The sequence below is a fragment of the Flavobacterium resistens genome, assembly GCF_900182645.1.
Taxonomy (GTDB): Bacteria; Bacteroidota; Bacteroidia; order Flavobacteriales; family Flavobacteriaceae; genus Flavobacterium; species Flavobacterium resistens.
In genome coordinates this window covers 217,401-237,990 of the sequence record NZ_FXTA01000002.1, presented here as the reverse complement: position 1 = coordinate 237,990, position 20,590 = coordinate 217,401, and the positions used below count along the sequence as shown (strand labels likewise).

The window sequence follows — 20,590 nt, the reverse complement described above, 5'->3', positions numbered from 1 at the left end:
CTTCATAATTTATTTTTTCACAGAAGAAATTATCCCTTTCAAAAACCCATTAAAATCAAAACCAGGTTCCTCCTCCTTCACTCCCATTCTAACAATAACCATATCCAAAGACGGAATAATCGCCACCATTTGTCCTTGATATCCACTGCAATAAAACATATCACGCGGAACATCCGGGAATTTTCCTCCGGCATTCAACCAAAATTGCGCTCCGTATTTCCCTTCAGAAGTATTCGTGGGTGTTGCTGTATATTTTACCCAACTTTCATCCAAAATCTGTTCACCATTCCAGTTTCCTTTATGTAGATATAACAATCCAAATTTTGACCAATCTCTTGGTGTGGCCCATCCGTAAGATGAACCTACGAATGTTCCCGACATATCTTGTTCAACAATCATCGAGTTCATTCCGATTTTGTCGATTACGGCGCTGTACCAAAAATCAAGATATTCTTGTTGTGTTTTAAATTGGCCTCTTAAAATTCTGGATAATAAGTTTGTCGTTCCTGACGAATAATACCAATGCGTGTTTGGCTTGTATTTCGCTGGCTTATCCATTTGAACTTTTCCCATATCTTCAGACTGGAAAAGCATTTGTGTTGCATCACAAATCGTGCTGTAATTTTCTTCCCATTCTAAACCGGAATTCATGTGAAGCAAATCGTTTATGGTAATATTTTTACGCTCATCATTTTGCCATTCTTTAATTGGCGCTGGTTTGTAAATATCAATTTTCCCTTGTTTAGCCAAAACTCCAAATGCCGAACTTGTGATACTTTTTGTCATCGACCAGCCTAAAATTTTACTGTCTTTATTAAAACCTGTATCATATTTTTCGCCGATTAATTTGTCTTTATATAAAACGACAACGGCGCGTGTGCGTTTTGCTTTTCCACCATCTTTATCGAAAGAATCATCAATTGCCTTTTTTAATTTTGCGTAATCCACATTCGCGAAAGCGGTATCTTTTGGTTCATTATTTCCGTAAGGAAAAGGAAGATTGTTTACCAATTTTGTTCTTTTTGGAAGCAAATATGGTTTCGAAATATCGTAATCATCATTAATCAACAAAGCACCTAAACCATCTCTGTAAATTGCTTTTCTTTCTTTCAAACCATAAACTGCCGATGTTGCAAATTTTCCGGCATCATCAATCGTGTTTGTAGCAAGATCCAATAAATGAATATCATTATCTGTTTTCTGAATTAAATCCAGTGATCGATGATCCATAAAATGCCCGGATGCGACACTTTTGGCAGAAAATCCAGAAATCAAATCAAGTTTCGGATAAGTTGTAAATCCGAAATACAAAAAGGCAAGAACAAGGACAAGCGCCAGTACTTTTAGAAATTTTCTCATGATGCGTTAGATATTTTTAATGCAATATAAATAATTTATGTTCACGATTTTAGAACTCAAATTATAAATATGATTCGGATAATGCAGAAAACCGAATTGATTTTTACGGAATCAGCATTTACGCCTTGTAACAATGGCGCCATAAAAGGAAATTATAGAATTCCTCTATAAACAAATTTAGTTTTAGTACTTTTGTAAATAGATTTTTTCTAAATAAGACATGCTAGATATTCAAAAAATAAGAGCTGATTTTCCGATACTTTCACAAACTGTAAACGGAAAACCTTTAGTATATTTCGACAACGGAGCCACTTCGCAAAAACCACAAATCGTGATTGATGCTGAAGTAAAATATTATCAGGAAATCAACGCCAATATTCACCGTGGCGTTCACACTTTAAGCCAGTTAGCCACTGATGCTTACGAGGTTGCTCGCGGAAAAGTAAAAGACCATATCAACGCAAAATTTGCGCACGAAGTGCTTTTTACTTCAGGAACAACGCACGGAATTAACTTAGTTGCAAACGGATTTGTTTCTATTTTAAAACCTGGTGACGAAGTGGTTGTTTCTTCATTAGAACATCATAGTAACATTGTGCCTTGGCAAATGTTATGCGAAAAAACGGGGGCTATTTTAAAAGTTATTCCAATCAATAACAATGGAGAATTAATCATTGAGGAATTTGACAAACTGCTTTCAGATAAAACGAAAATTGTTACTGTAAATCATATTTCAAATGCATTGGGTGTAATCAATCCAATTAAATATATTATTGATAAAGCACATACTGTAGGTGCTGCAGTTTTGATTGACGGCGCGCAAGCAGTTCCGCATTTAAAACCAAATGTTCAGGAATTAGATTGTGATTTTTATGCTTTTTCGGGACATAAAATGTGCGGTCCAACTGGAACCGGAATTTTATACGGAAAAGAAGAATGGCTGAACAAACTTCCTCCTTATCAAGGCGGAGGCGAAATGATCAAAGAGGTGACTTTCGAAAAAACAACTTATGCTGATCTTCCTCATAAATTCGAAGCCGGAACACCAAATATCGCGGGCGGAATTGTTTTAGGAACTGCAATTGATTATTTAAACGAAATCGGTTTTGATAAAATTCATGAATATGAAAATGAATTATTAGAATACGCCACAAAACGTCTTAACGAAATTGAGGGTATCCGAATTTACGGAAACACTAAAAATAAAGCATCAGTAGTTTCGTTTAATATTGATGGAATTCACCCTTATGATATTGGTTCTATTATCGATAAATTAGGTATTGCAGTTAGAACCGGACATCATTGCGCACAACCAATTATGAATTTCTTCTGTATTCCAGGAACGATTCGTGCTTCGTTTTCTTTCTATAATACCAAAGAAGAAATCGATGCAATGGTTGAAGCCGTGAAAAAGGCGCAAACCATGTTAAGCTAAAAAAACATTTTATGAGACTATTATCTTTTTTATTCTTCACAATCTTCATCGCAACTGGCTGTTCAAGCCAAAAATTAGCAGATATGACAACTACAAAAATGGAATATTCTGCAGTTTCAAGAGGTGTTTTTAAAAAGATAATTGTTCAAAATAAAACAGCAGCAGTCACAAACGGCAGAAACGCAGAACCTGTAGAAAAGAAAATTGACGACGCAAAATGGAAACAAATTGTAACTGAATTTTCAAAAATAAATTTAGAAAATATTCCAAACTTGAAAGCTCCGACAGAAAAACGTTTTTATGACGGCGCAGCAATTGGAAATTTAAAAATAACTCAAAATCAAAAAACCTACGAAACAAAAGGCTTCGATAATGGGTTTCCTCCAAAGGAAATAGAAAAACTGGTAAATTTGCTGGTTGATTTTGCTAAAGAATAATTATGACAATAAAAGAAATACAAGACGAAATAATAGACGAATTTTCAATGTTCGACGACTGGATGCAGCGTTATGAGTACATCATCGAACTTGGAAAAAGTCTTCCGTTAATTAAAGAAGAATACAAAGTCGACGAGAATTTAATCAAAGGCTGCCAGTCGAAAGTTTGGTTGCAAGGCGAACAAAACGACGATAAAATTGTTTTCACAGCAGATAGTGATGCGATTTTGACTAAAGGAATTATTGCAATTTTAATTCGCGCTTTCTCCAACCAAAAAGCATCAGATATCATAAATGCTGATACTGAATTCATTGACGAAATCGGATTAAAAGAACATTTATCAGCAACTCGCGCCAACGGTTTGGTTTCGATGATTAAAAACATCAAAATGTATGCTTTGGCTTTTGATGCAAAAAACAAAAATTAAAAAAATTTAAACCATTAAGACATTAAGGTTCATAAAGTGTTAAGCTTAATATCTTAATGGTAAAAACAAAAAATAAAAATGGAACAAGAAATCGATACAAACGAATTAGGAGAATCAATCGTAAAAGTTTTAAAAGGAATTTACGATCCTGAGATTCCTGTTGATATTTATGAATTAGGATTAATTTACGACGTAATGGTAAATACCGATTACGAAGTGAAAATCTTAATGACACTTACATCTCCAAACTGCCCAGTTGCAGAAAGCTTACCAAGAGAAGTAGAAGAGAAAGTAAAAACGATCGAAAACATCAAAGATGTTGACGTAGAAATCACTTTCGATCCACCTTGGAGCAAAGACTTAATGAGCGAAGAAGCTAAATTAGAATTAGGAATGCTTTAAAAATATTTGTTTCAAGTTTAAAGTTTCAAGTTTTTCATAACGTGAAACCTGAAACTTTAAACTTGAAACCCTTTTTCATATGGAAGAAATCATCAATAAAGTTGCCAATAGTGCTTTAGAAGTTTTTGATCTTGAGGATTATTATCCAAAGGGAATGCGTGTGCAAATTGACATTTCGCAATGGCTTTTGGAAGGATTTCTATTGAAAGAAAAAGACTTTAGAGAACACTTAAAAAATCACGATTGGTCACAATATCAAGATCAATATGTAGCAGTACATTGTAGTACAGACGCCATTATTCCGGCTTGGGCTTTGATTTTAGTAAGTGTCCACTTAGCGCCTTTTGCTAAAAAAGTGGTTAACGGAACCATAGAAGATTTAGACGCTAGTTTATACGAAGAAATCTTAAAAAACATAGATTATTCAGCTTACAAAAATAAACCTGTAATTGTAAAAGGCTGTTCCAAAAAACCAGTTCCAATGCGTGCGTATATTTTAGCTACAACCTATTTACAGCCATTTGCAAGAAGCATAATGTATGGCGAAGCTTGTTCTGCAGTACCTTTATACAAAGAATCTAAGAAATAACCTGCTTTTACAATCAATTAACGCTTAAGCTTTTATCGGTTTTTAGTATATTTGTTTATACACTTCTAAACTAAAAACCATGAAAAAGCTAACCCTATTACTTTTCGTTTTAGTAAACTTCACATTTTTACAAGCCCAAAATTCAGAAAAAGAGTTAATTCAGAACACTGAAAAAGCAGTGAAAAAAATTAACGACACCATCGAAGGAGAAGGCTGGAAAACAAAAGGAACTGTCTCACTTTTATTAAATCAGTCGAGCTTCAACAACTGGATTGCCGGTGGAGAGGACAGCTTTTCAGGAACTTTAGGAATCAACTACGATTTTAATTACAAAAAGGACGATCTAACTTGGGACAACAAAGTTTTAGCATCATACGGTCTTCTACAAACCAAAAATGACGACTTTACAAAAAAAACAGATGACCGCTTAGAATTCAATTCCATTCTCGGAAAAAAGGCTTTTGGGCAATGGTACTACTCTTACTTCCTGAATTTTAGAACACAGTTTTCTACTGGTTACATTTACGGTCAGGACGTCAACGGAAAACAAATCAGGACAGAACAAACGAAATTCATGTCTCCTGGTTATCTTACAACAGGTCCCGGTATTTATTGGACAAAAGATGATAATCTTAAAATAAATTTCGCACCACTAACTTCAAAATTCACTTTTGTAGACAATGCTTATACAACCGGAGTCGATAGATTTACCGGTCTGCCGTATGTCGATGGCGCTTATTTTGGTGTTGATGAAGGCAAAAGTATGCGATATGAGTTGGGTTTTTACGCTTCAGTTTATTACAAACTGGCAATCATGACCAATGTAACAGCCGAAAACACATTAAATCTTTATTCAAACTATCTGGAAGATCCTCAAAACGTCGACATCAATTATTCGCTGAATATTATCATGAAAATCAACAAATTTTTATCAGCCAATTTATCATTCCAAGCTATTTATGATGATAATGCATTTGCAGGACTCCAAACCAGAGAAGTTTTTGGTTTAGGAGTTAATTTCGGATTCTAATTTTCAGAAGCATCGCAAAAGACATTTTAACAAACATGGTTTCCCGCTCTCGGCTATATCTCGCTGTTGCCCTCTCGGGCCAGCAAGGATAACGCCTCCATCGGGGCTAGATTCAAACAATTGGCTTCTTTTAAACATTAAAAAACCCTCTAAATAAAGAGGGTTAACATTTTTATAATGACTTAGCTTTTATTTTTACTATTTTATCATCTTTCATAATAACTAATTCGCTATTTGATTTCTTCTTGAACTCAATTAATTTCTCATAAACAAGATCCATTGAATCTAAAATTTTAGTTTGAGTAGCCGATCTTTTATATGTTTTCATTGTAAAACTTTTTAAGTCTATTGTATTTAATTTCGTTGATTATATCAATCTCAGTATCAAACATTTTTTCTGCAATTAATTCAGGTTTACCGAATGAATTATCAAAAATCATCGCTTCATCAACTATAGGCAAATATATATTAAATAAATTATTTATTCCATTTATATATCTACGCTTAATTACATCATTTTCAATATTATGCCCACCTTCCTTAACTCTGGTTTTCACTCTTTCAATTGCTAAATCAACATCTTGCAACCAAAAAACAAAAGTACTACTTTATACTTTTTGTCTTGAGCAATTTTGACTTTAGACTTATAACTTTTAGTGGCAAGAGTCGTTTCAAAAGCAAAAACTTCATTGTTAATCAAAAGTTCATTTATTCTGTGAAGCATAATTCTGCCCGCTTCAAAAGCAACTTTTTCTGGCTGAAATGGAGAGAGGCCTTTTGCAATTTCATCTGCATTTACAAACTCTTTACAATCTAAAATTTCAGGTAATATTGTAAAGGATGCAGTAGTTTTACCTGCTCCATTGCAACCAGCAATTATATATAAATTCTTACTCATTTAAACAAAGATATGAAATATCCATTTTAATAAATCTTATGGAAAAGCTAAATTGATATATCCTTAAATCTATGGCAAAACAAAAAACGGCTTTTGAATGTATCAAAAGCCGTTTCCATTTTATTCTTCTTCTTTTTCAATTGCATCTTTATAATCCGGATACAAAAACTTATTATAAGGGAATCTCGTGATATGAATTTGGCGAACAGCCTCATAAACCATTTCTCTAAATTCCTCAAAATTTTGTTTTTGTGTCGCCGAAATAAACAATGTTTTATCATGACCAACATTACTCATCCAGGTTTGTTTCCATTCATCGAGCGTCCAGTGTTTTCTGGTTTTCTCTGTAATCAAATCATCTTCCTCTATTGTCAAATGTTTGTAGGCATCAATTTTATTAAAAACCATAATAACCGGTTTTTCATGCGCCTTAATATCCTGCAAAATTTGATTTACAGATTCAATATGATCTTCAAAATCCGGATGCGAAATATCTACAACATGCAATAACAAATCAGCTTCACGAACCTCATCCAATGTACTTTTAAAAGAATCTACTAATTGCGTTGGCAATTTTCGAATAAATCCAACAGTATCCGAAAGCAAAAATGGGAGATTTTTAATTACCACTTTTCGAACTGTTGTATCTAAAGTTGCAAACAATTTATTCTCAACAAAAACTTCACTTTTACCAACTGCATTCATCAACGTTGATTTCCCAACATTTGTATATCCAACCAATGCCACACGAACCATTGCTCCGCGATTGCTTCGCTGAATACTCATTTGTTTATCTATCGTTTTGATTTTATCTTTCAAAAGCGAAATTCGGTCACGAACGATACGTCTATCTGTTTCAATCTCCGTTTCACCAGGTCCACGCATACCAATACCTCCTTTTTGACGCTCAAGGTGAGTCCATAAACCAGAAAGTCTTGGTAACAAATAGATACATTGTGCGAGCTCAACCTGAGTTCTTGCATAAGACGTTTCAGCTCTTTGCGCAAAAATATCTAAGATTAAGTTTGTTCTGTCTAAGATTTTTGCATCAATAATTCTTGAGATATTTTTTTGCTGAGATGGAGTTAACTCATCATCAAAAATAACCGTCGATATTCCGTTTTCTTTTACAAAAAGATTGATTTCGTCTATTTTTCCCGTACCCACAAAAGTCTTCGGATTCGGGCGTTCCATTTTTTGCGAAAAGCGTTTTATAACTTCACCTCCTGCGGTAAAAGTCAAAAACTCTAATTCGTCTAAATATTCGTTAAGTTTTTCCTCACTTTGATTTTGAGTAATAATACCAACAATGGCTGTTCTCTCAAAATTTATAACTTCTTTCTCTAACATATCTTAAAATAAGCTACAAATTTAATCATTTGTACACTACTTACAATTATAGAATTTCAATTTTAAATTCTAATTAAAAAAATAAACCATTTATAAATCAGGCAATAAAACCTAATTTATAAATGGTATCCAAATTTTATCTAAAACTGTTTATTCGTAAATAAACGTTTTTTCTGTTTTTACAATTCCGTTTTCTTCAATCTGAGAACATGAAATTGGAAAATTCAGTTTGTTGTATTTATACTTTCTGCTTACCGCAATTAAAGCCGTTGATGATGGACTGAAATTCATTTCATTATTGTATGAAATCGATTCAAATGCAAATTCTTCTTCATGATACGAAATCATTGGTACAATTATCCTGTAATTATCCCCGAAAAGGCTTTGAACAATTATTTGATCGACCGATTTTTTATCATCATAAGTAAATGATTTCGAGATTTTATCTCCAACCAATCCTTTGTGTTTTGATACATTATCATTTACATATACATATTCGATTTTGCCAATAATCTGTTTGTTTCTATCACGTGAAGTACGTCGTACAATAATTCCGTTTTCTACAATGTATTCAATATCTTCCACTAAATTCTGATGATTGGTACTTTTTTTAGTCGTTACTTTTACTCGTGCTCCTTCGTAAAAGAAAGTCACAACTTTTGTAATATAATCAGGTCCTTCCTGATATTTTTTTACAAATTTGATAATGTTGTTGTCTGCATCATAAGTATAATTTACGACCTCTTTCCAGTCGCTTCCAACTTTATCTTTTACAGTCATATCCAACAAGCCATTTTTATTGTAAGAGAAGTGCTGAACAACATCTGAAGTTGTGATTGTCTGAATTTTTCCGTCTTTAAAAACAACCGTTTTGTTTACAATTTCACCATCTTTTGAGTTTTGGTAATTTGTCTTTACAATGTTGATCTGCTTTAATTTAACGGCATCGGCCTGATCCTGGCTGTGCATCAAACATGGGAATACCATCATCAAGATGGCGATAAAGTAGGTTTTCATTTTGTTCTTGTATTAATTTGGGATGACCAAAATACAAAATTCTGACAAATTCTAATAGTTTAAATCTCAAAAACAACTACCATTATTTTTTTTCCTCGAAATCAAAAAAATAATTACCTACTTTTCGCCAAAAATCTTCACGTCATCAACCATAAAGGCGCCATTGAGAGTCTTGTCTTTTCCAGATCCAACATATCGAAATGCAATATTGATATTTCCTGAATAAGCTGACAAATCAATTCCGCCTGAACTTATAAATTGTCGGGCAGGTGTGGCAAGCGAAGGGATTTTTGCTTCTAATCTTGTCCATTTTGCTTTCGTGATATTAGAACCGTCAAAATTTGACGAAACATAAACTTCTAGTGTATTCAACGCCGAATCTGCCTTTAGATCATGCTGTGCGCTTCTAAAAGACAATACAGGATTTTTATAACCTGTTAAATTAATTTTTGGAGAAATCAGCCAGGCAATATTTTCAGCAGCAGTTGTACTTGTGGTGTTAAACTCGGCATATCCGTTTCCTGAATACACCATACTTTTCCATAGTTTTGTCGCTTTTTCAACGATGTTACTCCAACCCGGAAGCACGAAATTTACATTGTTTTTAACCGACTGAAAATCTTCTGCAAAAACCGGAGTATTTCTTTTTCCGTCCATTTTAATATCACTTTCAAACCGAACCATAAATTGATAATCTGATCCAAACTTGGTCAAAATTCCGCGAACTTTACCGCTTCCTTGCGGAACAAAATGATCCGCAAATTTTGCATAACCGCTGGTTCTGAAAATAATCTGATTTCCTGTATTATCTCTTAAATTCCAATTCGTTGAACCTCCTACATTATTGGTTTCTTCAAAGTAATGACGTCCTAAAGCTTCTTCTGTAAATTCAACATTGTTAAGTTCAATCAAAGTATTTAATTTCGAATCGTTCAAAGCTTCTTCAATAGAAATCGATTCTATTAATTGATTTTCATCGATCGTTGTGCATGACGCATTCAAAACATTTTTAAATTCATTTTGTGAAATTCTTCCAATCGTAGGATCGCCTGAACCACTTACATACAAGCTTCCAACTCTTAACCCGCCATAATACAAATCTGTAAACTGATTTTTAAGTTTTACGTAAACCTTATTCCCTACTCTATAATTTATGTACGAATTTGAAGCATCGAGAGGAGCACTAAATCCGATTGCCTTATTTTTTCCAATAGGTTTTGTTTGAAACGAAATAGTTTTAAAAAAATTACCTTCTTCATCACTTGAAACGACATAGGCTTCTATAATGTCATCATATGTATATTGTCTGGCCGTTGGACTCGAGAGCTCATACACTTTTTCGACTGTTTTGTTTACCGTAAAATCAGGTTGTGTACATTCTAATTTTGGAATTTCAATTTCAGTATTGCAGCTAATAAAGACCAATAATAAAGTTGAAAATAGAGCTGTTTTTTTCATAAGAAATAAATTTTCAGTTTATAATCCGATAGTTAGATTTAAGAAATAAGTTCGGCCGTAGCCGTAATAATATTTTGATCCAAATGAAGGTGTCCCGCTCGAAATATCTTGATTCAATGATCTGAAATTAGCATTTCGAGCCTGTTCAAAACCGCCTGTTTTGTACATTAAATTCAATACATTATTAACGCTGGCAAAAAGGCCGATATATTTTTTTTGAATGCGCCAAGACTTGCCCCCACTGATATTGAACAACATAAATGGATTAAATTTTTCTTGTTTTAGCAATTGTTCACCTCGTTCAGAAGTAGCTTCGGGATAAGGAAATCCGCTCACTGGATTAATATAAAATTGAGATGTCCTAGAGATTGGTGAAACATCAATATAATTGTCCGCCAAGTAATTTATATTAGCACTGAGCCACCAAAACTTAGGATCGCGATATTCTAATCCAAAGGAATATGCCTGTTGAGGCGTTCCCGCCTGTTTGTAATTTTTAAGATAAGCTGACTCAAAATCAAAAATAGTCTGCGCACCGTTTTTTTCAGCATTAGCATCATTTGTTATGACAACATTTGGGTTGCTGCTATAAATAAAATTACCGTAGGAAGCTGCAAAAATTGCTTTTAAAGTTGAAGACATTTGGTATTCAAAACTTAGTTCAGTCCCTGTATTTTTCTTGTCTAATTTTGTTAAAGTCTGGCTGACAAATCCATCTGTTGCATCATGACCTGAACCATTATCAAAAATTCCTTCCGCATAAAAAAAAGAAGTTTTTGAAGTGTTTTTTATTGCTGCATAGTAAACAGTAAAACGCATTTTAAGTTTTGGCGAACGATATACATAATTTGCTTCGGCACTGCTTATATTTTCACTTTCAATTCCATCTACAATCGAATTATTTAAGCGTGAATTTGAAAATGTATTTCTTAAAGATGGCGCTCTGGTAAGATGTTCACCATTGAAAAAAAGCCATTGTTTACCTGAAATTTTATACGTAAAACCAGCTTTAAAACCAAAATTCTCAAAATTTACTTTATCACTTTTTCCTAAAGAATTTTTAGAATAAATACCATTTTGATATAATCCTTCCCGCTGATAATTGGACACCGAATAAGATTGACCCAGATAAAATTCCTTTTTATTATAAGAAAATTTAAACTGCGTAAAAGCATCTAAACTATTGGCCAAAAGATTATAATTGTAACCATAAACATCTCCTTCTTTGACCAAGCGATCTGGATGTTGCAAATCAGATTGCGACAAATTCCCTTTATAAAAAGGATCAATATCTAAAAAGTATTCACCGCCAAGAAGATCCGATAAATATTGAAAATTATGTGATTTTAAATTTCGATAAACAAAGCCTCCGTCAAAATAAAGGTTTGAGTTTATCTGAGTATTTACGGTTGAATTTACCGCAAAAGTTTTATCATCTGTCCGGTCTTCATAAAGCACATAATGACTTTGAGCAGGTTCGTGACCATTTTCAGTTGATTTCTGATTTGCCAAGTACATTGCGTTCCAATCAATTTGAGGATTTGCCAGAAATACCATTCTGCTTTTTTCAGCATTTTCATAATCGGGAGTAAACTCTCCTGAAAATTCACCATGATCTTTCGCATAAAGCGAACTAAAATAACTTGGCATTTTTCGGTAATAAACTGGATCTGGACTATTCGCATTTTGATAATCAATATTACTGTTTCCCACTTTTCCAAACTGATACATAATACCTGAATTCAGATTCGTTTTTTCATCAATTTTAAAATAATGGTTCAACATGAACAGCGGTTCTTCGATGTTTTTTACCCTTGCATTCCGTTTTTTTCCATTTTGAAATCCCCAATACGAATTGTATTTTTCGCCCATTAAGCTTGTTGTCTCATTCGTATTTGGCGAATTTTTCCCTCGAGAATTCGGCGTATAAAATCCCGTAAAATTGAGCGAATGTTTATTATTTAACTTTTTCTCAACACTAATAAAAAAGGAATCTGCGTTAAAATTCGTTCCGTCAAAATAACCTTCTTCAGCCCATCTTTTTCCTGCCGACACTACATAAGCCCATCCAGAAATATCCATTCCTGAAGCGTAAGTTCCTATGGCGCGCCACAAATAGGTTGTATTGCTACCAGAAAAAGTGAGTTGCGTTCCTTTTCGATACAAAGAAGCTCGTGTCGCAATTTGTTGCGTTCCTAAAACGCCTCCAAAAGTATAACTTGAAACTGCGGCACCAACTGAAAATTCCTGATTTCGGAGTACATTATTCAAACCTCCCCAATTGTTCCATTGTGGTCTTCCATCGTAAATTTTATTCATTGTCATGCCGTTGAGCATCATGGTTCCGTTTTCACTGTCTAAACCGCGAACCTTGAATCGGGCCTGCCCCCAATTAAAAGCTGAAGCTTGCATAAAAGCATCTTTTGAAGACTGCAAAAGTCCAGACGTCATATCTGAAGAACTACTATCATCAGACAAATCAGTATCTAATAATGTGATTAATGCCGCTGGAGTTTCATCAGAATACAAATCTTCCAATTGAAGCGTGCCGAGATATACAATTTGTCCAAATTTTGAGTGAATTTTCAGAAGCAAATCTTTGCATCCTTGACTGCGCACCAAAAGCAATTGTTCTCCTTGTATAGTTGAATGCAATTCAAATTGGCCAGTCTTTGAAGTAAGTTTTGTAATTGCGGTATTTTGAATACTTACAACAACATTTGCAAGCGGATTTTGCGTTTTAGCATCGACAACAATTCCTCTAAAAACTGTTTCTTGCGCAAAAGCAAAATTAAAAACCAATAAAATAAATAACGCGAAGTATTTTTTAACCATTAAAATTTCAATTTATTTTTGAAAATAATTTCAGGATCGCAATCCTTATTCAAAAGATAAAATTGGTTTTTGGAAAAGAGAATTTAGTCCTGGTAGCGCAGGATTTAAAAATCAAAAGTAAAATAAAATTCTTACATTTTTTAAATAAAGAATAGAAAATCTGCAAAAAAATTCTTCACTCCTCAATTTTTTTAGAAAACTTAAGCTGAAGTTCTAATTTTAGAAACCATAAAAGCAATCAGCACACCAAAAATACCGATAAAGGCAAAAGAGAATTGAAGCCCAAAATTCTGAGCAATGTGACCAATAACAGGAGGTCCCATCAAAAAGCCAAGAAAACTTACACTTGAAACAATAGTTAAAGCTTCACCCGGAGGAACAGTCGGGTTTTTTCCTGCCATACTATAAACCGTAGGAACAATAGTCGCAACGCCCAAACCAACTGCCATAAAAGCAATTGTACAAGGAATTAAATAAGGTAAAAAAACCGCAGTAAAAAGTCCACCCGAAATCATGACACCACTAATTTGCATGACACGTTCGCGTCCAAATTTATTGATTAGGCCGTCACCTAAAAATCTTCCGCTTGCCATCATAATCATGAATGAAGTATATCCTAAAATCACCAAAGGTCCTGGAGCTTTTACAATATCTTTAAAATAAACGCCACTCCAGTCGAACATTACGCCTTCACTGGCCATACTGCAAAATCCAATGACACCAAGCCAAATTAAAGCGCTGTCTGGTTTTGTAAATAATTTTTTCTTTTCGCCTTTATGTTTGATTTTTTCTTTGGCTTTGACCAAAAATTTAAAATTAAAAACAATCATCAGCAATACAATTCCCGCTACAATTAAAAAATGATGTAATGGAGATAAATTTAAAGCCAACATCCCTAAACCAACCAAAGCTCCTGTAAAACCGGCGAAACTCCACATTCCGTGAAACGATGACATGATTGTTTTTCTGAAAAGCACTTCGGTATAAACGCCTTGAGTGTTTACGGCGATATTTGCTAAATTTCCAAATAAACCAAACAAAAATAATCCTAATGATAATTGTAGTGCTGTTGTAGCCAAACCTAAATTAACCAAACACAGCACATACATTATTAAAGAGAAAATTAAGATGCGATGACTTCCAAATTTGGTAACCATTTTTCCTGAAAAAGGCATAATGATCAATTGTCCCATTGGCAGGGCAAAAAGTATAGAACCCAAATCGCCTTCGGTTAAATGTAAAGCAGTTTTTATATCTGGAATTCGGCTTGCCCAAGTTGCAAAACTTAATCCCATTCCGAAATAAAACATTCCAACTGCAAAACGAATTCGGTTCAAATAAGAAGCTTTTGCTTCTCTAAAAACTTTCTTGATTTTTCCTTTTGTCTGAAAAAGTTCTAGTGGATTGAAATTTATCAAAATCGATGCATTTTGGGATTATACTATAAAAGTACAAAAAAGCTGCGTATTTCTTTTATGATGAAAAATGTTCCTTTATTTACAACGTTATTGTTTATAAATTGGCAAACCAAATTAATTTTAACACATAGAAACATAGATTCTTTTGATGCGTAAAAGGCGTTTCACTTTGAATAAAAACACATAGCTATGTGAATTTTAACAAGTGAAACGCCTTCTATTAAATTAGATAAGCTATGTCTCTATGTGTTTAAAAAAATTACAAATTAATTACGGTTCGCTGTGCGTTGCTCGCAATTGCAGCTTCGATAATCTGCATTACTTTTACGCCATCTTGACCTGTAACTGGTTCTGTCGTATCGTTTATAATTGAATTGTAAACGCCGTCAAAAAATGAAAAATAATTTCCTTGTAATGTTGGGACTTTTTCACGAATTATTTTCCCATCAATTTCGGTATGCAAAAGGCCTTGCAGATTTTCAGGTTCCGTTCCCCAAGATTCTAAATTTGGTTTTTTACCAATTTTCAATTCGTCTTCCTGAACGTCGCCTCTTGGTTTTAAAAACGAACCTTTTTTGCCATGAATTGTATAAGCAGGATTGGCTTCTCTCACAAAAAAACCTGCTTTCAAACGCACTCTGACATTCTCATAAATCAATAACAAATCAAACCAATCATCAACTAAAGAATTTTGTCTGGTGTAACGAATATCCGCAAAAACCGATTTTGGAGAACCAAACAAGCAAACCGCCTGATCTATTATATGTGGGCCTAAATCTTTTAAAACTCCGGCTCCATCATTAGCTGTTTCCTTATGCGCTTTTGGACTCAGCAATGGGTTATATCTGTCAAAATGGAATTCGGCTTCGACTAATTCTCCTAAAACTTGTTCGTTGATTATTTTCTGAATCGTTTTAAAATCGCTGTCCCATCTTCTGTTTTGAAAAACAGCTAATTTTAATCCTTTTTCTTTTGCTATTTGAGTCAGCTCTTCGGCTTCTGCAACAGTTGTTGTGAAAGCTTTTTCGACAACAGCATGTTTTCCAGCCAAAAGTACTTTTTTCGCATATTCGTAATGCGTTCCAACTGGCGTGTTTACGATTACCAGATCGACATCATCTGCCAATAAATCATCAATTGAGGGATAACTTTTCACCTCTGGATAATCTTCCTGAATAAGTTTTTTGCTTCGTTCCCAAGATCCTAATAATTCAAATCCGGGATGAATATCTAAAAACGGAGCGTGAAAAACTTTCCCCGACATTCCGTATGATAATAGTGCTGTTTTTATTTTTTGCATGTTGTTATGTTTTTTTTTCGCCACGAATTCACGAATTTATTTTTTTAATGAAACTTATTATTCAATGAATTATTTCACCAATTCGCTATTGCTTGGATCGTGGCTGATAAATTTAAAGTTTAGCTCTTTCGTATTGTTTTGGCCATTGAATATCATCCTTTAATGCTGTCGCAAAATCCAAAGGCAAATTCGGATTTCTTAATGATTCTCTGGCAAACAAAATTAAATCGGCTTGACCATTATTCAAAATTTCTTCTGCTTGTTTTGCTTCTGTAATTAAACCAACGGCTCCTGTCAAAATATGGGCTTCATTTTTCACTTTTTCTGCAAAAGGAACCTGATAACCTGGTCCAATGTTAATTTTTTGATGCGAAACCAATCCGCCAGATGAAACATCGATTAAATCTACTCCTTTTTCTTTTAATATTTTCGAAAGCTGTACAGATTCTTCAGGACTCCATCCGTTTTCTGCCCAATCCGTTGCTGAAATTCGAACAAACAAAGGCAAATCTGAAGGCCATTCTGTTTGAACTGCTTCAACAACTTCTAGTGTAAAACGGATTCGGTTTTCAAAACTTCCTCCATATTCATCGGTTCTGATATTTGTCAAAGGCGACAAAAACTGATGCAACAAATAGCCGTGCGCCGCATGAATTTCTACAACCTGATATCCTGCTTCAACTACTCTTTTTGTAGCCGATTTAAAATCAGAAATCACTTTCTGGATTCCGTTTTTATCTAAAGCTTCCGGAAGAAAAGGTTCGCCCTCATGATACGGAATCGCACTTGGCGCAACAGTTTGCCATCCGCCTTGAGCGAAATCTAATTTTTTATTGCCAAGCCAAGGAGCCGAAACACTTGCTTTTCGTCCGGCATGCGCTAGTTGAATTCCCGGGATCGAATTTTGAGAAACAATAAAAGCATTGATTTGCTTCAGTTTTTCGATATGTTCGTCTTTCCAAATTCCAAGATCAGCAGGAGAAATTCTGGCTTCAGGAGAAACTGCAGTTGCTTCCTGAATAATCAATCCGGCGCCTCCGCTTGCACGGCTTCCTAAGTGAACCAAATGCCAGTCGTTTGCAAATCCGTCTTCAGCCGAATATTGACACATCGGCGAAATGACAATTCTATTTTTTAAAGTGGTGTTTTTTATTGTTAAAGGAGAAAATAATTGTGAAGCCATAATTGTAACTTTTAATGGATTTAGGCTACCAATTGAAGACAATAGCCGTTTAAAAAGTAAAGTTACGGTATCCTTATAAAAGAGGAAATCTAAATGTTTATTAATTAACAAACATTTAAAGCAAATTCTGTTTATTCCACAGATTATAATATTCTGATTTTTGTTCCAATAAATTCAAATGATTTCCAGATTCAACAATATTTCCTTCTTTCATTACCAAAATTGTATCAGCATTTGCAATTGTACTTAATCGATGTGCAATAACAATTATCGTTTTTCCTTGTGATTTAAAATTATCTATTACTTGTTTTACAATTTTTTCTGAATTACTATCCAATGATGAAGTCGCTTCGTCCATTAATAAAATTTCAGGATTTTTATACAGTGCTCTTGCGATAGCAATTCTTTGCTTTTGTCCTCCAGAAAACATTGCTCCGTTTTCTCCAATTTGAGTTTCAAAACCATTTGGCAGTTTTTCTACAAATTCATTAATACCTAATTGTTTTGATAAGTCTAAAATTCTTTGAATATTTGGAAAAGAATCTCCCAAAGCAATGTTGTCTATAATATTTCCGGAAAATAAATTTAATTGTTGCGGAATAACTCCTACCATTTTCCGCAAACTTTGATAATGAATAAATTTCGTGTCATATTTACCAATTAAAATTTTTCCTTCTTTTATTGGGTACAAGTTTTGAAGAAGTGAAATTAATGTTGTTTTCCCGCTACCGCTTTCTCCAACTATTGCTGTCATTTCATTCTTTTTGAATACTGCACTAAAACTTTTAAAAACCTCTACACGAGAACCGTAACGAAAGGAAACATTCTCGAATTTTATTTCTCCTAAATTCTCTTTTTGCAATTCGACCTTATTTTCTGTTTCCTCTCTTTCCAAGTCCATTATTTCAAATAACCTGTCAGCTGCAATTAGTGCATTTTGCGCTGTTTTATTCATATTTATTAAAGAAGCGACTGGTGAAGTAAAATATCCTATTAAAGCATAAAACGAAAATAATTCTCCTGGAGTTATAGCTCTGTCAATCACATAACCAGAACCAATCCACATCAAAAGCACAGTAAATGCAGAAGCCAAACATTGTGTAGAAGTATTTGCAAAAACTCCATTTAGACCTGATTTATAAGTCGAAAATAATAGTTTTACAAATTTATTTTCGGTTTTTAAATTTGAAAATTCTTCAATTCCAAATTCTTTTACAGTTCTAACATGCGTAATGCTTTCAACTAATTGTGTTTGCAATTCGGCAGCATTTTCCATTATGTTTCTTTCAACTTTTTTATTGAATTTGTTTAGCAGAAAATAAATTAAAACATAAAAAGGAATGACTAAAACAATAACCAGAGCCAATTTCCAATAATAAGTGAACATTAATGAAAATGAAAAAATGACAATAAAAACATTTACAATCATTTCTATTGCAACTTCATTTATAAACGAACGTATTTTTACAGCATCATTAATTCGAGACGTAATTTCTCCTATTTGCATGGTATCAAAAAAGCGCTGAGGCAGATGGAGCAAATGTTTATAATAGCCTAAAATTAATTTAGCATCAATTAATTGACCCGTTTTCATAACAAAAATACTTTTCTGCGAGCCAATAAAAGCTTGCAGAAAAATTACTGCAATCATAGAAACACTCAATAAATTGAGCAGATTTCTATTTCCATCAACCAAAACATAATCAGTTATTTTTTGTATGTAGATTGACATTGCCAGTCCTAAAACTGTAAACAATATTGCCCCAACTAAAGCCTGAATTAAAATAGTTTTGTGTGGCTGAATTAAATTCCAAAATCTTTTTATGGGTGAAGTTTTCTCATTAAGAGTTTTAAAATCATTATTTGGCGCAAAAAGAATTAATACTCCTGACCATATTTTTTGAAAATCTTCAAAAGTATATGTTTGCATTTTACCAAAACCAGGATCCATGACCGTGATTTTAGATTTCTCGATTTTATAAATTACCACATAATGATGAAGCTGTTCTCGTGTAATAATATGAGCAATAGCAGGTAACGGGATTTTATCTAAAGAATCTAAACCGCCTTTTACACCTTTTGCCGTAAAGCCCATTTTATCAGCTGCTTCAATTATCCCCAAGACATTTGTGCCGCGTTTATCTGTATTTGCATATTGACGTATTCTGGCAATAGGCAAATTAACTTTGAAATGATTTCCAATAGATGCCAAACAAGCAGCACCACAATCTTTAATATCATGTTGTTTTATTTTTACTGAAGCCATTGGTTTTTTATCTGTTATTTTGTTTTGGGTTTAACCAATTATCCATTTTATCAAATAACAAATCGAATAAACTCCTACGCGTAATTATATATCTTGTCGTTAAGGTCATACCTTTTGAAACATCAGTTTTATAACCCGATTTCAGTTTTAAAGTTTTAGAATCTAGTGAACATCGAACTTTAAAAAAAGTCTGTTCAGCTTGAATTGTAATATTTCGGTCAATATCAATTACTTTTCCTTCCAAAAAACCCCATTGATTATAATTAAAAGCATCAAGCTGAAATTTTACTTTTTGATTTTTCTTGATCAAACCAATATCACTTGGTGAAACAATATTTTCTACAATAAGATTATCAGCTGAAGAAATAATTGCAATAGATTGTGAGGCATTTACATAAGATCCTTTTTGAATTCCCAAAAAGTTTTCTATAGTTCCAGAAATAGGCGCTACAACAAAATAATTATTCGCTTCAACCTTTATTTTAGCAATTGTTCCATTAAGATTTTTCAAACGCTCTTCTAAATCTCTTTTCTGATTTTCCCAAGTTGACTTTTGCTGACTTACAAAACTTTGTAGTGCTTGTTTGTTTAAGCGTAATTCGTATTCATATTTTTCAAAATCTGCTTGTGCAATTATATCTTTATCATAAAGAATTTTGTTTCGTTCATAATTTATTTGCGTTTGCGAAATTTTACTTTGTAGTTCGTTTTTTCCTGATTGAAATTTAAATAAATCTTCACGTGCTACAGAAGTGACTAAATCTGTCGTTTGATTTTGTAACAGATTTGAAATATCTTCTAATAACAAAGAAGTGGAACTCGATAACATATCCTGAGTTGTTTTATCGCTTTCAAGATTTTCTTTGGAAATTTTTAAAAGCGTATCTCCTTTTTTTACAAAAGCATTATTTTTTACCGTTATCCAATCAACCTTTCCACTTACGATAGTTGCAATAGGGACATTATCCGTTTTACTGCGAATTATGCCACGGCTCTGACTGCTAATATCGACTTTGATTATGGGCATTAAACCAAAAAAAATAATAACCCCTAAAAGAATAATTAGATAAATGGAAAAGCTTTTAACTTTATTTTTTGCGACAAGATTTTCTAATGTATTTATTGGATCTGAGGTGAAATTCATAAATATTTATTCTAATATTTTCCCTTTTAAAAAGAAACACT

General features: G+C 33.4%; 17 protein-coding genes and 1 pseudogene. 6 read left to right on the top strand and 12 right to left on the bottom strand.

Annotated features, from left to right (window positions below; genetic code table 11):
- Positions 1-9: 9 nt before the first annotated feature.
- Positions 10-1,359 carry a serine hydrolase domain-containing protein gene (locus tag FN795_RS07180; RefSeq protein WP_142450008.1) on the bottom strand — a complete coding sequence of 450 codons (1,350 nt, stop codon included), beginning with the start codon at positions 1,357-1,359 and terminating at the stop codon, positions 10-12.
- Between the two features lie 220 nt (positions 1,360-1,579).
- On the opposite strand from FN795_RS07180, the gene FN795_RS07175 reads away from it, so the two are divergent.
- The 6 genes from FN795_RS07175 to FN795_RS07150 all read left to right on the top strand — a co-directional run bounded on the left by FN795_RS07175 (position 1,580) and on the right by FN795_RS07150 (position 5,680).
- Positions 1,580-2,794, top strand: a complete 1,215-nt coding sequence (locus tag FN795_RS07175) for an aminotransferase class V-fold PLP-dependent enzyme (RefSeq protein ID WP_142450007.1) — start codon at positions 1,580-1,582, stop codon at positions 2,792-2,794.
- A gap of 11 nt (positions 2,795-2,805) precedes the next feature.
- Entirely contained in the window at positions 2,806-3,231 is a 426-nt protein-coding gene (locus FN795_RS07170) for a protein kinase family protein (RefSeq protein ID WP_142450006.1), read from the top strand.
- Between the two features lie 2 nt (positions 3,232-3,233).
- The gene (locus tag FN795_RS07165; RefSeq protein WP_035646333.1) at positions 3,234-3,659 is read left to right on the top strand and encodes a SufE family protein; all 426 of its coding nucleotides are present in this window, start codon (positions 3,234-3,236) and stop codon (positions 3,657-3,659) included.
- A gap of 78 nt (positions 3,660-3,737) precedes the next feature.
- Positions 3,738-4,061 (top strand): SUF system Fe-S cluster assembly protein, encoded by a 324-nt coding sequence (locus tag FN795_RS07160; protein WP_017494560.1) that lies wholly within the window; start codon positions 3,738-3,740, stop codon positions 4,059-4,061.
- A 79-nt stretch (positions 4,062-4,140) separates the two neighbouring features.
- Complete coding sequence (locus FN795_RS07155) at positions 4,141-4,650, top strand: DUF2480 family protein (RefSeq protein WP_142450005.1); 510 nt, start codon at positions 4,141-4,143, stop codon at positions 4,648-4,650.
- 79 nt (positions 4,651-4,729) lie between these two features.
- Positions 4,730-5,680: a DUF3078 domain-containing protein gene (locus FN795_RS07150; RefSeq protein WP_142450004.1), complete on the top strand. Its 951-nt coding sequence runs from the start codon at positions 4,730-4,732 to the stop codon at positions 5,678-5,680.
- 172 nt (positions 5,681-5,852) lie between these two features.
- On the opposite strand, the gene FN795_RS21415 is transcribed toward FN795_RS07150, so the two are convergent.
- From FN795_RS21415 to FN795_RS07100, 11 genes and pseudogenes are all read right to left on the bottom strand, one after another.
- A complete protein-coding gene (locus FN795_RS21415; RefSeq protein ID WP_167498064.1) occupies positions 5,853-6,008 on the bottom strand; it encodes a hypothetical protein in 156 nt (51 codons plus the stop codon).
- A pseudogene (locus FN795_RS07145) lies at positions 5,995-6,578 on the bottom strand (zeta toxin). The gene FN795_RS21415 and the pseudogene FN795_RS07145 overlap by 14 nt, the downstream one beginning before the upstream one ends.
- Before the next feature lie 120 nt (positions 6,579-6,698).
- A complete protein-coding gene (gene hflX / locus FN795_RS07140; protein WP_035646341.1) occupies positions 6,699-7,928 on the bottom strand; it encodes a GTPase HflX in 1,230 nt (409 codons plus the stop codon).
- A 150-nt stretch (positions 7,929-8,078) separates the two neighbouring features.
- Complete coding sequence (locus FN795_RS07135; protein WP_142450003.1) at positions 8,079-8,945, bottom strand: hypothetical protein; 867 nt, start codon at positions 8,943-8,945, stop codon at positions 8,079-8,081.
- A gap of 117 nt (positions 8,946-9,062) precedes the next feature.
- Complete coding sequence (locus tag FN795_RS07130; RefSeq protein ID WP_142450002.1) at positions 9,063-10,403, bottom strand: DUF5689 domain-containing protein; 1,341 nt, start codon at positions 10,401-10,403, stop codon at positions 9,063-9,065.
- 18 nt (positions 10,404-10,421) lie between these two features.
- Positions 10,422-13,238 (bottom strand): peptidase associated domain and porin domain-containing protein, encoded by a 2,817-nt coding sequence (locus FN795_RS07125; protein WP_142450001.1) that lies wholly within the window; start codon positions 13,236-13,238, stop codon positions 10,422-10,424.
- A 200-nt stretch (positions 13,239-13,438) separates the two neighbouring features.
- Positions 13,439-14,656, bottom strand: coding sequence for an MFS transporter (locus FN795_RS07120; protein ID WP_142450000.1), 1,218 nt, complete (start codon positions 14,654-14,656; stop codon positions 13,439-13,441).
- A gap of 259 nt (positions 14,657-14,915) precedes the next feature.
- Entirely contained in the window at positions 14,916-15,956 is a 1,041-nt protein-coding gene (locus FN795_RS07115) for a Gfo/Idh/MocA family oxidoreductase (protein ID WP_142449999.1), read from the bottom strand.
- 112 nt (positions 15,957-16,068) lie between these two features.
- Positions 16,069-17,139, bottom strand: coding sequence for an NADH:flavin oxidoreductase/NADH oxidase (locus tag FN795_RS07110; RefSeq protein WP_142449998.1), 1,071 nt, complete (start codon positions 17,137-17,139; stop codon positions 16,069-16,071).
- 115 nt (positions 17,140-17,254) lie between these two features.
- Positions 17,255-19,405: a peptidase domain-containing ABC transporter gene (locus FN795_RS07105; RefSeq protein WP_142449997.1), complete on the bottom strand. Its 2,151-nt coding sequence runs from the start codon at positions 19,403-19,405 to the stop codon at positions 17,255-17,257.
- Positions 19,406-19,412: 7 nt separating this feature from the next.
- On the bottom strand, positions 19,413-20,549 hold the full coding sequence (locus tag FN795_RS07100) for an HlyD family secretion protein (RefSeq protein WP_142449996.1): 1,137 nt from the start codon (positions 20,547-20,549) through the stop codon (positions 19,413-19,415).
- Between the last annotated feature and the right edge of the window lie 41 nt (positions 20,550-20,590).

Bases quoted from the DNA above. Each gene is read 5' to 3' on its own strand.
- FN795_RS07150 (WP_142450004.1), top strand. From the start codon at position 4,730: ATGAAAAAGCTAACCCTATTACTTTTCGTTTTAGTAAACTTCACATTT.
- FN795_RS07130 (WP_142450002.1), bottom strand. From the start codon at position 10,403: ATGAAAAAAACAGCTCTATTTTCAACTTTATTATTGGTCTTTATTAGC.
- FN795_RS07115 (WP_142449999.1), bottom strand. From the start codon at position 15,956: ATGCAAAAAATAAAAACAGCACTATTATCATACGGAATGTCGGGGAAA.
- FN795_RS07175 (WP_142450007.1), top strand. From the start codon at position 1,580: ATGCTAGATATTCAAAAAATAAGAGCTGATTTTCCGATACTTTCACAA.
- hflX (WP_035646341.1), bottom strand. From the start codon at position 7,928: ATGTTAGAGAAAGAAGTTATAAATTTTGAGAGAACAGCCATTGTTGGT.
- FN795_RS07170 (WP_142450006.1), top strand. From the start codon at position 2,806: ATGAGACTATTATCTTTTTTATTCTTCACAATCTTCATCGCAACTGGC.
- FN795_RS21415 (WP_167498064.1), bottom strand. From the start codon at position 6,008: ATGAAAACATATAAAAGATCGGCTACTCAAACTAAAATTTTAGATTCA.
- FN795_RS07155 (WP_142450005.1), top strand. From the start codon at position 4,141: ATGGAAGAAATCATCAATAAAGTTGCCAATAGTGCTTTAGAAGTTTTT.
- FN795_RS07160 (WP_017494560.1), top strand. From the start codon at position 3,738: ATGGAACAAGAAATCGATACAAACGAATTAGGAGAATCAATCGTAAAA.
- FN795_RS07105 (WP_142449997.1), bottom strand. From the start codon at position 19,405: ATGGCTTCAGTAAAAATAAAACAACATGATATTAAAGATTGTGGTGCT.
- FN795_RS07100 (WP_142449996.1), bottom strand. From the start codon at position 20,549: ATGAATTTCACCTCAGATCCAATAAATACATTAGAAAATCTTGTCGCA.
- FN795_RS07165 (WP_035646333.1), top strand. From the start codon at position 3,234: ATGACAATAAAAGAAATACAAGACGAAATAATAGACGAATTTTCAATG.
- FN795_RS07110 (WP_142449998.1), bottom strand. From the start codon at position 17,139: ATGGCTTCACAATTATTTTCTCCTTTAACAATAAAAAACACCACTTTA.
- FN795_RS07125 (WP_142450001.1), bottom strand. From the start codon at position 13,238: ATGGTTAAAAAATACTTCGCGTTATTTATTTTATTGGTTTTTAATTTT.
- FN795_RS07180 (WP_142450008.1), bottom strand. From the start codon at position 1,359: ATGAGAAAATTTCTAAAAGTACTGGCGCTTGTCCTTGTTCTTGCCTTT.
- FN795_RS07135 (WP_142450003.1), bottom strand. From the start codon at position 8,945: ATGAAAACCTACTTTATCGCCATCTTGATGATGGTATTCCCATGTTTG.